Annotated in this window: 14 protein-coding genes; 9 read left to right on the top strand and 5 right to left on the bottom strand. The window is 64.3% G+C overall.

The window, feature by feature from the left end; translation table 11 throughout:
- Positions 1-2: 2 nt before the first annotated feature.
- Positions 3-1,148 (top strand): alpha/beta fold hydrolase, encoded by a 1,146-nt coding sequence (locus HWY05_RS01415; protein ID WP_176057168.1) that lies wholly within the window; start codon positions 3-5, stop codon positions 1,146-1,148.
- Between the two features lie 31 nt (positions 1,149-1,179).
- Here HWY05_RS01415 and HWY05_RS01410 read toward each other — a convergent pair whose 3' ends face one another.
- The gene (locus HWY05_RS01410; protein WP_176057167.1) at positions 1,180-2,676 is read right to left on the bottom strand and encodes an MDR family MFS transporter; all 1,497 of its coding nucleotides are present in this window, start codon (positions 2,674-2,676) and stop codon (positions 1,180-1,182) included.
- 218 nt (positions 2,677-2,894) lie between these two features.
- Here HWY05_RS01410 and HWY05_RS01405 point away from each other — a divergent pair, with 218 nt between their 5' ends.
- The 6 genes from HWY05_RS01405 to HWY05_RS01380 all read left to right on the top strand — a co-directional run bounded on the left by HWY05_RS01405 (position 2,895) and on the right by HWY05_RS01380 (position 7,858).
- On the top strand, positions 2,895-3,155 hold the full coding sequence (locus tag HWY05_RS01405) for a DUF1488 domain-containing protein (RefSeq protein WP_035557515.1): 261 nt from the start codon (positions 2,895-2,897) through the stop codon (positions 3,153-3,155).
- Positions 3,156-3,515: 360 nt separating this feature from the next.
- Positions 3,516-4,667, top strand: a complete 1,152-nt coding sequence (locus tag HWY05_RS01400; protein WP_176057166.1) for a porin — start codon at positions 3,516-3,518, stop codon at positions 4,665-4,667.
- 186 nt (positions 4,668-4,853) lie between these two features.
- Positions 4,854-5,162: a DUF4148 domain-containing protein gene (locus HWY05_RS01395; RefSeq protein ID WP_035557509.1), complete on the top strand. Its 309-nt coding sequence runs from the start codon at positions 4,854-4,856 to the stop codon at positions 5,160-5,162.
- Between the two features lie 432 nt (positions 5,163-5,594).
- Positions 5,595-6,230 (top strand): carbonic anhydrase, encoded by a 636-nt coding sequence (locus HWY05_RS01390; RefSeq protein WP_035563251.1) that lies wholly within the window; start codon positions 5,595-5,597, stop codon positions 6,228-6,230.
- 187 nt (positions 6,231-6,417) lie between these two features.
- Complete coding sequence (locus HWY05_RS01385; RefSeq protein WP_176057165.1) at positions 6,418-7,101, top strand: type 1 glutamine amidotransferase domain-containing protein; 684 nt, start codon at positions 6,418-6,420, stop codon at positions 7,099-7,101.
- A 37-nt stretch (positions 7,102-7,138) separates the two neighbouring features.
- Positions 7,139-7,858 (top strand): carbonic anhydrase, encoded by a 720-nt coding sequence (locus tag HWY05_RS01380; protein ID WP_176057164.1) that lies wholly within the window; start codon positions 7,139-7,141, stop codon positions 7,856-7,858.
- On the opposite strand, the gene HWY05_RS01375 is transcribed toward HWY05_RS01380, so the two are convergent.
- The gene (locus HWY05_RS01375) at positions 7,855-8,436 is read right to left on the bottom strand and encodes an alpha-ketoglutarate-dependent dioxygenase AlkB (RefSeq protein WP_176057758.1); all 582 of its coding nucleotides are present in this window, start codon (positions 8,434-8,436) and stop codon (positions 7,855-7,857) included. The genes HWY05_RS01380 and HWY05_RS01375 overlap by 4 nt on opposite strands.
- A 169-nt stretch (positions 8,437-8,605) precedes the next feature.
- Complete coding sequence (locus HWY05_RS01370; RefSeq protein WP_244146455.1) at positions 8,606-10,927, bottom strand: PA14 domain-containing protein; 2,322 nt, start codon at positions 10,925-10,927, stop codon at positions 8,606-8,608.
- Positions 10,928-11,295: 368 nt separating this feature from the next.
- Here HWY05_RS01370 and HWY05_RS01365 point away from each other — a divergent pair, with 368 nt between their 5' ends.
- A complete protein-coding gene (locus tag HWY05_RS01365) occupies positions 11,296-12,195 on the top strand; it encodes a DMT family transporter (RefSeq protein WP_176057163.1) in 900 nt (299 codons plus the stop codon).
- 316 nt (positions 12,196-12,511) lie between these two features.
- Entirely contained in the window at positions 12,512-13,453 is a 942-nt protein-coding gene (locus HWY05_RS01360) for a DUF4148 domain-containing protein (RefSeq protein WP_176057162.1), read from the top strand.
- A gap of 90 nt (positions 13,454-13,543) precedes the next feature.
- Here HWY05_RS01360 and HWY05_RS01355 read toward each other — a convergent pair whose 3' ends face one another.
- Both HWY05_RS01355 and HWY05_RS01350 read right to left on the bottom strand, forming a co-directional pair.
- A complete protein-coding gene (locus HWY05_RS01355; protein WP_176057161.1) occupies positions 13,544-14,284 on the bottom strand; it encodes an LrgB family protein in 741 nt (246 codons plus the stop codon).
- Positions 14,281-14,652, bottom strand: a complete 372-nt coding sequence (locus HWY05_RS01350) for a CidA/LrgA family protein (protein WP_176057160.1) — start codon at positions 14,650-14,652, stop codon at positions 14,281-14,283. The genes HWY05_RS01355 and HWY05_RS01350 overlap by 4 nt, the downstream gene beginning before the upstream one ends.
- Positions 14,653-14,764: the final 112 nt, after the last annotated feature.

Here is a 14,764-nt window from a genome sequence, read left to right as displayed (position 1 = left end):
CCATGTTTCGCAAATGCGGTGCCGCGCTCCTGTGTGCGGCGGCTTTGTCGTGGGCGGGCGGCGCTGTATCGGCGGAGGCTGCCGGGGCCGGCTGGCATGTCGGCGAGACGGTGCGGATCATTCATCCGCCTGTCGCGCGCAATTGGCGCGGCGCGGCCACCGAGGCGCTGGTCACGCGCATCTGGTATCCCGTCGATCCGTCCGTGCCGGAGCAGCGGCATGACGTCGGCAAACCCGGCGATCCGTTGTTCGTTGGGCATCCCGTCGCCGACGGCGCGCCGCTGTCGAGCGCGCGCGCTACGTATCCGTTGCTGGTGCTGTCGCACGGCACCGGCGGCAGCGCGGACAGTCTCGACTGGCTCGGCGCCGCGCTGGCCGCGCACGGCTATATCGTGGCGGGCGTCAATCATCCGGGCAACAACGAACTCGAACCCTTGACCCGCGACGGTTTCACGCTGTGGTGGGAACGCGCCACGGACGCCAGCGAAGTGCTCGATAGCGTGCTGGCGGACCCGAAGCTGGGCGCGCATGTCGACCGCGACAGGATCGGCGCGGTGGGCTTTTCTCTGGGCGGTTATACGGTTCTGGAACTGGCGGGAGCGCGCACCGATCTGGCGGGCTTCGATCGGTTCTGCGCCTCGCCGGCGGCCGATGCGATCTGCCAGCCGCCGGAAGCGGCGCGGATTCGTGACGCGTCCGGCGCGACGGTGCCGTTGCGCGATCAATCAACAGACGATGCGGCGTCGGCGGAGACCAAGGCGTCGCGTGCGCGGTCTGGTGCGTCGTATCGCGATCCGCGCGTCAAGGCGGTGTTCGCGATTGCGCCCGCGCTGGGCGAGGCGCTGACCGCGGAGTCGCTCGCCGCGATCACGATTCCCGTGTCGCTGGTCGCGGGCGCGGGCGACGTCACCGCTCCGGTGGACACCAACATTCGTCGCATTGCGGCATCGATGCCCAAGGCCAGCGTCACGTTCGTGCCTGACGCGTGGCACTACACGTTTCTCGATACCTGTTTGCCGGCGGTGGCCACGCGTCTTGCCCGCATCTGCCGGGACAATCCCGGCGTGGATCGTGACGCGGTGCATGCGAAGACAGCGGCGCAGGCGGTTGATTTTTTTGCCGCGACGCTGCCGGCGAAACAACCTTAAAAGCAGCTTGAGAAGCAGCCTTAGCCGACGGTCAATCTTCCAGCGGCGACAACGCTTCGAGCGGCACGGGTCTCGCGGTGCGAATGTTGACCGGCGGCACGAACGCCAGCAACACGACCACGAAAATCGCGATCACGAACAGCGAGATGAACGTGAGGTGCAGCGACTGATGCAACACCATGCGGATCATGTCGCTGTCGCCGAGACTCGCTGCCTGATTCTGCAGCAGCGACTTCAACTGATCCGACGTGACGACCGCCAGACCCTTGGAATGCGTCAGCCCGAAGTTGAGCACGGCACCGAACAGCGTCGCGCCCAACGTGCTGCCGAGATTGCGCGAGAACAGGTTCGACGCGGTGGCGCTGCCGCGTTCGTCCATGCCGACGATTTCCTGAATCAGTACCAGCGAGCAGACGCTGGACGTGCCCATGCCGAAGCCCATGATCAGCGAGCCGAACGCCGCGATCAACGGCGACGCGCCGGGCGACAGGAAAAGCAGCAGCGCCGCGCCGATCGGCACGAACGCGCTGCCGACGATCAGAATGCGCCGCAAGCCGAGGCGGTGAAACGACTTGGCCGCGAGCGTGGCGCCGGTCGGCCAGCCGACCATCATCATCGTCAGCGCGAGGCCGGCCACTACCGGCGAGCGATGCAGCACGCCCTGCACGTACATCGGCAGAAACGTGGTGGCGCCCATCAGGATCATGCCGGAGAGCAACGTCGAGCCGTTGCATGCGGCGATCGGCCGGCGGCTCCATAGCGCGAACGAGATCATCGGTTCGGCCGCGCGACGCTCCTGCGCGACGAACAACAGCACGCACAGCAGGAACGCGCCGCCCGCCAGCGAGGCGCGCGCGATTTCGTCGTCGCCCGCATAGGTCAGCGCCATCATCAATGCGGCGATCGCCGCCATGAATAGCGCCGCGCCGGCGAAGTCGATGGACGGCCGCGCGTGGCGCTCCGATTCGCGCAGGAACGCGATGAAGCCGGCCGCGGACGCGAGGCCGATCGGCACGTTCATCCAGAAGATCCATGCCCACGAGAGGTTATGGATGATGAAGCCGCCGACCATCGGCCCGACCACCGCTGAAATCGCCCAGACGCTCGCGAGATAGCCTTGCACCTTGCCGCGTTCATGAGCCGGATAGAGATCGGCGACGATGGTCAGCGTGACGGGCTGGATCGCGCCCGCGCCGACGCCCTGAATCAGGCGGAACACGATCATGGCGGGCATCGACCACGCGAAGCCGGCCAGCACCGAGCCGACCAGGAAGATCGCGATGCCGATCAGCATGATCGGTTTGCGCCCGTACAGATCGGCGAGTTTGCCGAACACCACCGTCATGGCGGTTTGCGTGAGCAGGAACGACGAGAACACCCAGCTATACAGATGCAGGTCGCCGAGTTGCGCGACGATTTGCGGCATCGCGGTAGAGACGATGGTGGCTTCGATGGCGACCATCGCCATTGAGGCCATGACCGCGGCAATGACTAGAGGACGCGACGATTGTGGGTTGCGGGAGGACATGGGGCGTTAGTATTAGGATGTCAGGCACGTCGCACGGCACCAACTACGGTCATGCCGCGACGCATCAGCGCGGCCGCGCGAAAGCGGCCGAGGGTCGAGTATGCACCTTGCGGAGAAAGCGCGCAGCGCACCAATCGTGCGGGCGAGCCTGAGCGGATCGCCCAGCTTTGGCACGGCGTTTGCGCGTCCAACGCTACTTTCACACATGGAGGGTCACTATGAGGATCGAATTCACCGGACGCCGCGAAGTGGTAGCCGCGGCGCGCGTCGCCTTCGAAGCCAATGTCGACGGGGCCGACGTCTGGTGCAGCGTGTCGCTGGATGCGCTGAACAACCATTTCGGCAACGACGGCCCATCGGCCCATCATCTCGTCAATACGTTCGAGGCAAATCGCGCAAGGATTGAAAACGCTACGCGCCGGGTCCTCGAGAAAAACGGCGGACAGTCCGTGGAACTCGAGACGGACGACTTCAATTAGGGCATAGAAAGTCCGGCGTTCGCGCGCCGGGCTTTTCGCGGCATGCTTGCCGCTGGTGCTTTTCATCGTTGCTTCTCATCGTTGCTTCTCATCGGCGCTTCTCATCGGCGCTTTTCATCGGTGCTGCGCACCGTTGTTCACACACCACCCCACGCGCCATCCCGGCATGCCACGCCTGCCGATCACGCCATCGAAACATCGCGCCAACGCGCACCGCGCCACGATTGCGACTTCTCCGTGACCGATTGTTCCTGATTCGATAAAGGACTCCTCCAGGCCGCGGGCATCCGTTTTCGAAGGCCGCGTTTTTATACTCCGCGTCGCTGTTCAACCCCACACCCAGCTACGCAGGAGCATCAAGTGAAAAAGATTTCGGCCGCGGTCGCGGCGTTTGCAGGACTCGCCGGCACGCTCGCGCATGCGCAAAGTTCGGTCACGCTTTACGGCCTTATCGACGCCGGCGTGATGTACACCAACAACGTCAAGAAGGGCGGCACGCAGGGCGCGCTGGTGCAGGCGACCAGCGGCAACGTCAACGGCAGCCGCTTCGGTTTGCGCGGCGGCGAAGACCTGGGCGGCGGTCTGCAAGCGGTATTCGTGCTCGAAAATGGCTACAACGTGCAGAACGGCAAGCTCGGCCAGAACAGTCGTCTGTTCGGACGTCAGGCGTATGCGGGCTTGAGCAGCCAGCAGTTCGGCACGCTCACGCTCGGCCGTCAGTACGATTCGCTGGTCGATTTCGTCGCGCCGTTGTCGGGCACAGCGGGCACGTTCGGCGACACCGGCTTCGCGCATCCGTTCGACAACGACAATCTGAACCACTCGGTGCGGATGAGCAACGCCGTCAAATACACCAGCGCGAACTACGCGGGTCTGAAGTTCGGTGGCCTCTACGCGTTCTCGAACAACAGCGACTTCGCGGTCAATCGCGCGTACAGCGCAGGCGTGAGCTATAGCAATGGGCCGTTCAAAGCGGCCGCAGGTTATCTGCAGATCAACGGCTCCAACTCCGCCACCAACACGGCGGGTGCGGTGGATCTCGGCGAATCGACGGCGAACGGCACGGGTGGCTTCCAGCTTGGCGCCGAGGTTCAGCGCACGGCAGGCGCTGCGCTGAGTTATGGTTTCGGTCCCGTGACGGCCGGCTTCGTCTACACGCACAGCCAGTTTCAGAACACCGCGTCGTTCGGCGCCACGCACGGCTCGATGCGCTTCGACAACTACGAAGTGAACGGCAAGTACAAGGTGACGCCGGCGTTCAGCCTCGGCGCGGCGTACACGTACACGGACGCGCACGTGGGCGGCACGACGAGCTTCGGCGCCGATCCGAAATGGAACCAGGTGAATCTGCAAGCCGTGTATGCGCTCTCGCTGCGTACCGACGTGTACGCCGAAGCGATGTTTCAGCACGTGACCGGGCAGGGCTATACCGCGTTCATCAATACAGCGGGCGGCGCGTCGTCGACCGGGAATCAGGTGGTCGGCACCGTGGGGCTGCGTACCCGCTTTTGAGTCGTTGCTTTTGAGTACCCGACTCTGAGTCGGCGCCTTGAGCGCGACTTCTCCAGATCCAGCAACAATCCCTTCGATGCGCGCCCATTATTCTCCGACGAATCGACGCCTATATTGAGTCCTGCGGTGACGGTGAGTCCGACTCGCAGCACCGCAAACCATCAATTACCGGAGGTTGTTTTTATCATGAAGTCATTGCTCAAGGCCGTTGTTATCGTCGCTTCGCTCACTGCTTCGGCCACCGTGTTTGCCCAGTCGACCACCCGTGTCACCCGCGAGCAGGTTCGCGCCGAACTGGTTCAACTCGAACAGGCCGGCTATCACGTCGGCGACGGCGACCAGGCGCATTATCCCGACGCGATTCAGGCCGCCGAAGCGCGCGTGGCCGCGCAAAACAGCAACGTCAGCGGCTATGGCGGCAACGCGGCAGGGGCGTCGGAAAGCGGTCGCCCGGCGGTGTCCAAGGCCGACTGGAATGCGATGTATAGCCGTTGATTCAGTGTGCCTTATCCGACGGAGCGCGATGTAATCGCAGTGAATGTCGAGCGGCCTGGTTGTGTTGCGCTTATGCGTGTCCGGTGTTGAAACCGCGCATTAGCGCAACGCTTCGAGAGTGAGCCGCGATGGAAGGGACTCTTCCAGCGCGGCACCTATATCCGCTTCGTCGACCCAGATACAGTAGTCATGCACGCACGGTTCCGGTGTGCGAGCGAGAGAGTTGGCCCCGGCTGGTAACAGTCGGGGCTTTTTTTATGGGCGCGGCCTTCAGATCAAAACGCTGTGATGGTCGCACGCACGATTCACCACCTCGCGTGGCCGGTGAGCCAGACGCCGGCTGCGGTATAGTCCCGCCAACAGACAGCCGACTCGCACCGCTTGACCGGTGCGGGCGCTGCAGACCTAAGCTTCGACTATCTGGAGATCATCGTGCAGGAAATCATCGAAGGTATCATCCGCTTTCAACGTGACGTCTTTCCGCAGCAGAGTGCGCTGTTCAAGCGCTTATCGGCCGCGCAAAGCCCCAATACGCTGTTCGTGACCTGTTCCGATAGTCGCGTCGTGCCGGAGTTGCTGACGCAGACCGAGCCGGGCGCGCTGTTCGTGATCCGCAACGCGGGCAACATCGTGCCGTCGTATGGTCCGGAGCCGGGCGGCGTGTCGGCCACGGTCGAATACGCGGTGTCGGTGTTGGGCGTGCGCGATATCGTGATCTGCGGACACTCGAACTGCGGCGCGATGACCGCGATCTCGACCTGCACGAATCTGGATCATCTGCCGGCAGTGGCCAGCTGGCTGCGTCATTCGGATGCCGCCAAAGCAATCAACGCGTCACGCACGTATCACTCGGACGCCGAGCGTCTGTCCGCGCTGGTGAAGGACAACGTGATCGCGCAGTTGTCGAATATCCGCACGCATCCGTCGGTGGCGGTCGGGCTCGTGAATAAAACGCTGCAATTGCACGGCTGGATCTTCGACATCGAAAGCGGCACGATGCTCGCGCTCGACGGGCGCACCGGCCAATTTTTGCCGCTGGTGGACAACCCCAATATTTACGCGGTCTGACATCGCGTTTTTCGATGTGAGCGGCCCGCCGACGCGGCCCGCTCGCGCGGCAAGAAATCCTCTTCGACGTCACCTGGCGCCACCTATACTGCCAGAGCGCCTGGAGCGGCTCGCGCCACTGCGGCGCCACTCCAGCGCCGTCCGGCGCGCGCAAGCCGGGCGAATCGAAACCGTTTACGAGGTCGATATGGAAATTCTGGTGGTCTTGACGTCCCACGATCAGCTTGGCAACACCGGCAGAAAAACCGGATTCTGGCTCGAGGAATTTGCCGCACCTTATTACGTGTTCAAAGACGCGGGTATCGCGATGACCCTGGCGTCGCCCAAAGGCGGACAGCCGCCGCTCGACCCCAAGAGCGACGATCCCGACGCGCAGACCGACGCAACCCGGCGCTTCAGCAAAGACGCCGATGCGCAAGCCGCGTTGGCGAATACGGTCACGCTCTCCAGTGTGTCGGCGGCGGATTACGACGCGGTGTTTTATCCCGGCGGTCACGGGCCGCTGTGGGATCTGGCGGAAGATCCGCACTCGATCGCGCTCGTCGAAGCGCTGTATGCCGCGGGCAAGCCGGTCGGCGCGGTGTGCCATGCGCCCGCGGTGTTTCGTCACACGAAGACGCCCGACGGCACGCCGCTGGTGCGCGATAAACCCGTCACAGGCTTTGCGAATACCGAAGAGGCGGCTGTCGGGCTCACCGACGTCGTGCCGTTTCTGGTCGAAGACATGTTGAAGAAAAACGGCGCGAGTTATTCGAAAGGACCGGACTGGCTGTCGCATGTGGTGGTCGCCGGGAATCTGATCACCGGGCAGAATCCGGCTTCGTCGGAAGCGGCCGCGAAGGCGTTGCTTGCCAGGCTTGGCGTGACCTGAGTATCTCCGTAGCGCACCAGCACATAGGAGACCTGCCATGTGCGAACACCATCCGATTTCTTCCACGCGACGTGACTGGCTACTGGCCGGCGCGTCCGCCATCACGCTGGCGGCGTTGTCGCCGCACGATGTCATGGCGGCCGAACCGGTTGCCGGCAATGCGCCGAATTCGATTCCACCGCAGGAAGCGCTCGACCGGATCATGCAAGGCAACGCGCGCTACGCTGTGAATAGCCCTTCAAACAAGGACTTTTCCGCAGGCCGGGTGGCGCGCGTGGAGGCGCAGTATCCGATTGCGGCGATCGTGGGTTGCGCGGATTCGCGGGTCGCGCCGGAGCTCGCTTTCGATCAGGGCCCGGGCGATCTGTTCGTGGTGCGCGTGGCAGGCAATTTCGTCAACGAGGATATGCTCGCGAGCCTCGAGTATGGCGTCGAGTTTCTCGGCGTGCCGCTGATCATGGTGCTCGGGCATACGAACTGTGGCGCGATTGCCGCGACCGTCAAGGTGATTCAGAAGGGCACCGTATTGCCGGGGCACTTGCCCGACCTGGTTCGCTCGCTCAAGCCGGCGGTGCAATTGGCCGGTTCAGCTCATGATGACGATCTGGTTGCGCGCGCCACGATCGAGAACGTGAAGCTGAACACGAGTCGGCTGATGGTGTCGAAACCGCTGATCGGCCAGTACGTGCGACGCGGCAAGGTCAAGGTAGTGGGCGGTATTTACGATCTGGCGACGGGCAAGGTCACGTTGATCTAAGGCGCGAAACAGCGGAACGCGAGACTGATGCGCGGCCGGGCGACATCCGCCAGCTTGGGGATGCCGTGTTCGTGCGTGAATTGCGACGCGTAGCTCATCACGAGGCAACTCCCCGGTTCAAGTTCGACGTGCACGGTTCGGCCGGGGCCTGTTCTGGAACGGATCGACATGCGGCGGCTCATGCCGAGCGAGACGATTGCAATCGGTTGGCCCGGCACGAGTTTGTCCGTTTTGTCGCTATGCGGCGCGACGCTGTCGCTACCGTCACGATAGAGATTGAGGCCGACGCGATTGAACGGTGCGCCGATCAGCGCGCGCACGGCTTCGAACGCCTCGCCGAGCGGCGCGGGCAGATCGGCCGATTCGCGGGCGAAAGTGGCGAGCAGGCGCGGGACGGCGACCTCGCGTTCGTACATCATGCGCTGCTGGCTGAGCCAGCCGACGTTGCGCTGTGCCTCGTCGAACCAGCGCTGCGCGACAGCCGGCGGGATCGAGTCGGGCAGATAGCGGATGCCGCCTTCGTCGTCATGAACGAGAGAGACGGGTTCGGCGGCGAAGAGGGCTTGCTGGGCGGACATCATTCCAACGACGGTAACGAGGGCGCGGAAGGGCGCGGGTGTTTGCTGTCGTCTATTGTACTGTGTTTTTATACAGTGGTTTTTCGCTTGGGAAAGGTCGATCGGTTCTTGCTGGATAGACAAGTCGTCCGGCAGCACCGCACTGCCGGACGACTCTCTCACCACCTGATCAATTCGCCGTCACCAGCGAATCCGACGGCACGATCCGCAACGCCGACGGATTGCGCGCCGCCGAACTCGACCACAGCAGATGCATGCTGGCCGGCCCCGTCCCATGCACGTACTCGACCTTGATCGACGCGCGCTGCTTCGCGGCGAGCCAGGTCTTGCCGCTCAACGTGCCTTGCGACGCGCTCTTCTTGTCGATGATCTTCACGCCGTTGATCCACAACCGTGCGACGTTGTCGCTATCGATCGAGAACGTGTAGAGCCCCGACTGCGCCGCCTGAATCGCACCGGTCCAACGCACGCCATAGCCGGTCGCATTGACGCCGGCGGAGGCGTCAGGCGAATCGGTGCCGCGCTCGGTGTTCAGATCGAAGTCGATCAACGGCGTAACCGACGTCTTGACCGGCGCACTTTTGAAGGTCGGATCGTTGTAGTAGCCGACCTGCAGCACCGGCAACTTCACATCGAAACCACCGGTCAGCGCCTGCGTCTCCGAGGTCTGCCACGGGTGGCCGTCAGGATAGATCGTCCCCTGGAACGGGATGGCCGGTTCGACCGTAGCGGGTGCGCTCGGCACCTGCCCCCAGTGGAAGCGCGTATTGGTGCGTCCGATCATCAACTCCCACACGATAAAACCGGTGCTGCCGCCGTAGTTCGCGACGATGCCCGGCATAGTCTGCCCCGTGGTGCCCGGAAAGCCGCGCTGCAAGGTTTCGGAATTCAGCGCACTGACCGAGCTTCCGTTCACCGGACCGGTGTACGGATTGCCGTACGGATGGAACGCGTAGAAGTCCGAGAAGTACGTGCCTTCGTCCTCCTGCACTTGCGGCGCGTTGATCGGCTGGGTGGCGCCGGCATTAAGGATCGCGATGCGCGCGTCGTTCATCAACACCGCGCGGGTTTCCTGCAGCGCGCCATTGCCGCTGCAACCGGGCTCGTTCATCGTCTCCCAGAAGATGACGCGTGGATCGTTGCGATGCGGCGCGACGAAGTCGGTGATGTAGCTCGCCAGACTCGCCTTGTACGTGATGCTGGCGTTTAACGCGCTCGGCTGGAAATACGCCTGTTCGACCGGCGTGCCCGGCGACTGCACCCATTGGCTGTTATGCACGCCCCAGACCGGCGCGGGTTGCGGGCCGTATTGCGGCGTAGGGTTCCAGCAGTCGTCGTAGAAAATCGGCGAGACCTTGATGCCGTGACGCGCGGCGATTTTCAGCAGGTTCTCGAACTTGCTCAGGAACGCGACGCGATCGTTCGCCCACACCAGGTAGTGCAGATACACGGCGATGGTGTTCATGCCGTAGGTCTGCGCGTACGTCAGTTCACGATTGACGATGTCCGGGTCGTAGTTCTCCCAGAAGTCGATCGCGTTCACCGCGTTCGACGGCGTGTACACCGCGCCGACCACCTTGGAAAAATCGTAGCTCGGCGAGGTCACGGTGGGATACGTGCGAATCGTGACGTTGCTGAAGCTTGCGCCGACGCCGAAGCGCCGCAGCCCGAAGCTGCCCGACTGGAACACGGCGGGCAGGGCATTGGTGGCGTCGTTGACGCTGATTACGCGCTGCTGGTCGAGGTCGACGGTGATCGCGGTGCCGCTCGTCGTCACCTTCAGGTGATGCGTGCTGCCGCCCACCACCGAACTGACCGGATACGCGATGAAGTTCGTCCAGTTGTTGTTCTCGCGTCCCACCACGACCGAGTGCGTGCCGGTGTCGAGGCCGATGTAGTAGCCGGTCAGGCTGTCGGGACCGCCGGCCGTCGGGTTGGTGGTGCGCACGAGAAAGCCCGCGTTGGCGGCGCCGTTGCCGACCGGTGCGCTGACCGTCAGGTCGGCTTCGTACGACGCGGTGGCGTAGGTGCTGCCGAGCGCGACGGTCTTGTCGCCGGCGCCCGTGCCATTGGTCGGCGGCGCGGGAATCGCGATCGTCGAGCTGTTGGCGCCGGTCTGCCAGCCTTGATTCGAGCCGGGCGCGAGGTAGCTGGTGAAGTCGCCGAACGAGAGTGTGGTGGTGGAGACCGGCGCGGGCGACGCAGGCGGTGTGTACGGCGGCAGGTTGAGCGTCGGATCGGCGATCACGAGCGGCGGGGTGGTCGTTTTCATGCCGAGCGGAACGGTTTTCGCGGCCCGGAATTCGTTGTCGACGCTGGCCAGGTCGGCGGCCGAGGCAGCCGATGCCGCGGCCGCCGCGGAAGAGGCCGAAGCCGAAGGATCGGCCGCGACGGTCTGTTTATTCGCCGATGCGGCCGCACCGGGCGAGCCGTCATTGCCACCGCAAGCGCCGAGCGTAGCCAGCGCCGCAAGCACAAGATAATTGCGCACCTGTATCTCCTGATGTCCCCGCTTAGTAGATGGTCATAATTATTATTAAAGCTGAACGGGGCCATGGACAGAGAGTCTTGGCCTCGCGATGCGGAAATCGATATGAATAATATTATTACTTTTGCTTACCTGTATCGGGACTTACCCGGAATCGTCGGTGGAAAGTTTCCGGACGGCGAGGGCGGTGATGCGATGCGCATTGGGTGACCCGTTGGACTGGGATCGACCCGCCTTCCGGACAGCGGGCATAATCCGTTTTCCGACGGCGCGCGCTTCATAAACGCTGCACGAGGGCCGCAAGAACGCCCCACGAACATCACGCAAAACCCCGGCGCCGCGCTCGTCACGCGCGCTTCCCAGGACCCCTCATGCCGCCCATCACCGCCGTTCGGACGACCGCCGTACCGCCGCGCAGCATCGCGCTGATCCTCGTTTCGATGTTCTGTTTCGCGCTCGTCGACGCGCTCGCCAAATCCGTGGCGCTCGCCTATCCGGCCAACGAAGTGACGTTCTTCCGCATGCTGTTCGGTCTCGTGCCGGCCGTCGCGGTCTGCCTGCGCGGCAAGCCGCTTGCCGAACGTCTCAGACACATGGACGTGCGCGGTCAGACGCTGCGCGCGCTGACGTTGCTCGGTGCGTCGGGTCTGTTCTTCGCCGGCTTGCCGTACATGCCGCTCAGCGAGGCGGTCGCGATCGTTTATTCCGAGACCTTGCTGGTGATCGTTCTGGCGCCGCTGCTGCTGAAGGAAACGCTCAAGCCGCGCGATGCGATCGCGGCGGCGGTCGGTTTTATCGGCGTGCTGTTCGTGGTGCGCCCGGACGGCGCGCATTCGAGCTGGCTCGGGCCGGTGCTGCTGATGTCGAGCGCGTTCTTCGGCGCGTTGTCGATCGTTCAGATCAAGCGCATTCGCGCCACCGACGACTCGGGCACCACGGTGCTCTACTTCACGGTGATCGGGACGCTCGTCACCGGCGCTTCGCTGTTGCTGGCGTGGCGCACGCCGACGCTCGAAGCGCTCGTGACGATGGCCCTGCTCGGCGCGTTCGCGACGGCCGGGCAGTTGCTGATGACGATGGCGTTTCGCGAGGCCGACGCGGGCGCGCTCGCGCCGTACAACTACACCAGCATCGTCTGGGCGGCGCTGTTCGCCTACGTGGTGTGGGGCGAGACGATCGGCGCGATGGCGCTGCTAGGCATCGCGTTGATTGTCGGCAGTTCGATTGCGGTGGCGATGCGCGGCAAGCAGGCGGAAGGGCCGCTCGTCTAGTCCCACATGCCGGACCTGCGGGCATGGTTTCATGTCGGTGGATTGCCAGGCAGTTCCAACATCGTTCGGAAGAAAACCCCGCTGCCGCAGGTCTTTTCGGACAACTGGCAGGCCCATTCCGACGTTTCGGCGTTTCAAACGCGGAAACCGAGATTTCCTCGCATCCAGTTCAATCACACTTTCGTACGTGACTGGATCGGCCCCGAACTCGTGGTCGTTGCGGTGGCATCGATCTGCCGGTCGCCGCGAACCTTCTGATGAGTTCGGACACGTTGCGGCGAGCGCGGCGGGCGGCCACGATCGGAGGGGACAAGGTATGCATGGCGAACCCAGGAAAGTCGTTCTGAGCGGTCTCGTGGTGGGCGCGGTAGCGATTGCGGCCTACGTCTCACCGGCAGGCCGGCACTGGCTCTCGGTGGATGAACCCAGCATGGACAGCGGCGGCGAGGCGGCCCGGCACGCGCGCGGCGACATCATGAGCGGGGCGATCACGTCCGGTCCGGTGCTGGCTGGCGGTGCTTCGGATGCCGCGTTGTCCAGCGGCTTGCAAGCCGCACGCAGTAGTTTGCAGCGCAACGACCTTGGCGCCGCGCAGGCGCAACTCGACGCGGTAGCGGCGACGCACAAAAACGATGGCCAGGTGGCCGCGCTGCAGCGCGAGGTGCAGGCGCGCGCGCAAGCCTCGCCGCAGGCGCAGGTCGTGGCGCTGGAGGAGCCGAAAGCGACGCGTACGTCGGCGCCGGTGAAGGGCCATCACTCTCGTGAGCGCCGCTATGCCACTCGCGATTATTCAAGCCGTGCATCCGGCTACGCGACAAAACGGCGCGGTGTGGGAACCCAGGTAACGGGTTCTTCAGGCGATCGCATGGCGGCCAGCAACGTCCCGCTTGACGAGCCTACCGTGCTGACGTCGCGAGCGCGTACCATTGCGCCGACGATAAGGGTGGGACAGGGACTCGCCAGCGCGCCGGCCGTGCCGCCGCTGATCCTGCAAACGCCACCGGCAGCCGGCGTCGAGCAGGCGTCGCCGTCGAACCGCCAGGCCGAACTGACCGCGCAAGCGCCACTTCAGTCGACGTCGCTGCAGCCGACCGCGCCGGGCGGGACATTGTTGAAATCGGAGGGGCCGAAAACGCGCGAGCAGGTGCGCGAGGAGATTGTTCGCGCGCGAAGCAACGGCAGCCTGCCGGCATTCGGCAATCCGGACCCGGCGGGGCCGGGCGGCGCGCCGAGTCTGGTCAACGCGCAGCGTCCTTGAGATTGCGCTTGCTGAACGCCGCCAAGCGCAGACGCAGGTACAGCGGCTAGCCGTCGCTTTTCCGCGCCCTACGATTCCCCGCTGCGCACATCAACCCATCAACCACCGTGCCGCCAGCGGCATCAACACCGGCACGACGAGCGCGGTGAAGATGCCGTTGAGCCCCATGCCCAGACCGGCGAACGCACCCATTTCCTCGCTGACCTGAAACGCCCGGGCCGTACCGATACCGTGCGACGCGATCCCGAGCGCGAAGCCCCGCACCTCCGGTTCCACGATCCGCAGCGCGTTGAGAATCGCGCGCGCGAATACGGCGCCGAACACGCCGGTCGAGATAACGAGCACCGCCGTCAACGAAGGAATACCGCCGATTTCCGACGCCACCGCCATGGCGATCGGCGTGGTCGCGGATTTAGGTGCGAGCGAGGCGAGCGTTTGATGCGACGCGCCGAACATCGCCGCCACGCCCACTGCCGAAACGATCGCCGTCAGCGATCCGGCGACCAGCCCGCCGATCAGCGGCAAGGCCGAGCGGCGCAGTTTGGGCCACTGCCGGTAAAGCGGTAGCGCGAGCGCCACCGTCGCGGGGCCGAGCAGGAAGTGCACGAACTGCGCGCCTTCGAAGTACGTCGCATACGGCGTGTGGGTGATTTCGAGCAGCGCGACCAGTATCGCCACCGCGATCAGCACCGGATTGGCGAGCGGATTGAAGCGCGCTTTGGTGTAGAGCATCTGGGCGATCAGATATGCGATCAACGTGATGGTCAACCCGAGCAGCGGGCTCGCGGCGAGATAGACCCAGATCGCACCGAGCTTCGGAATGGCGGTCACGATGCGGCCTCCGGCGCGACCGGATCAGTCCGCTGCCGGCGCATCAATGCACGCGTGACGAGCGCGGCCACGGCGATCGCGAGCGTCGTGCTGACCGCAATGGAGACGATCACCGCCAGCGCGTCGCCGCGAATCCGCTCGGCCGACACCATGATGCCGACGCCGGCCGGTACGAACAGCAAGGACAGATGACGCAGCAATTCGAGCGCGGTCGGCTCGATCGCGTCGGCGGCTTGCGGACGCAGCATGAGGAAGCCGAATAACAGCAGCATGCCGATCACGGGTCCGGGTACGGGCACATGGAACAGGTACGAAATGCCTTCTCCAAGGCACTGAAACGTGAGTAGGGCAGCGAGCGCTCCAAGCATGACGGTCTCCGGAACGGACAGGGGGAAACGGAAAATTTGCCCATTGTGTACCATGGCCCCTGCTTCGTGTTCGTAGCGTGCGCAGGGTGGCCGTTGGGCGTCGCGCGTGATT

It is taken from the genome of Paraburkholderia sp. BCC1876 (assembly GCF_902833695.1).
In the GTDB taxonomy this organism is placed as follows: domain Bacteria; phylum Pseudomonadota; class Gammaproteobacteria; order Burkholderiales; family Burkholderiaceae; genus Paraburkholderia.
The sequence above is the reverse complement of the archived record's forward strand: the minus strand, read 5'-3'. Positions and strand labels throughout refer to the sequence as shown.

Excerpts from the sequence above, each read along its gene's own strand:
- HWY05_RS01365 (WP_176057163.1), top strand. The coding sequence starts at position 11,296 with ATGCCGCCCATCACCGCCGTTCGGACGACCGCCGTACCGCCGCGCAGC.
- HWY05_RS01350 (WP_176057160.1), bottom strand. The coding sequence starts at position 14,652 with ATGCTTGGAGCGCTCGCTGCCCTACTCACGTTTCAGTGCCTTGGAGAA.
- HWY05_RS01415 (WP_176057168.1), top strand. The coding sequence starts at position 3 with ATGTTTCGCAAATGCGGTGCCGCGCTCCTGTGTGCGGCGGCTTTGTCG.
- HWY05_RS01395 (WP_035557509.1), top strand. The coding sequence starts at position 4,854 with ATGAAGTCATTGCTCAAGGCCGTTGTTATCGTCGCTTCGCTCACTGCT.
- HWY05_RS01385 (WP_176057165.1), top strand. The coding sequence starts at position 6,418 with ATGGAAATTCTGGTGGTCTTGACGTCCCACGATCAGCTTGGCAACACC.
- HWY05_RS01360 (WP_176057162.1), top strand. The coding sequence starts at position 12,512 with ATGCATGGCGAACCCAGGAAAGTCGTTCTGAGCGGTCTCGTGGTGGGC.
- HWY05_RS01375 (WP_176057758.1), bottom strand. The coding sequence starts at position 8,436 with ATGTCCGCCCAGCAAGCCCTCTTCGCCGCCGAACCCGTCTCTCTCGTT.
- HWY05_RS01405 (WP_035557515.1), top strand. The coding sequence starts at position 2,895 with ATGAGGATCGAATTCACCGGACGCCGCGAAGTGGTAGCCGCGGCGCGC.
- HWY05_RS01410 (WP_176057167.1), bottom strand. The coding sequence starts at position 2,676 with ATGTCCTCCCGCAACCCACAATCGTCGCGTCCTCTAGTCATTGCCGCG.
- HWY05_RS01380 (WP_176057164.1), top strand. The coding sequence starts at position 7,139 with ATGTGCGAACACCATCCGATTTCTTCCACGCGACGTGACTGGCTACTG.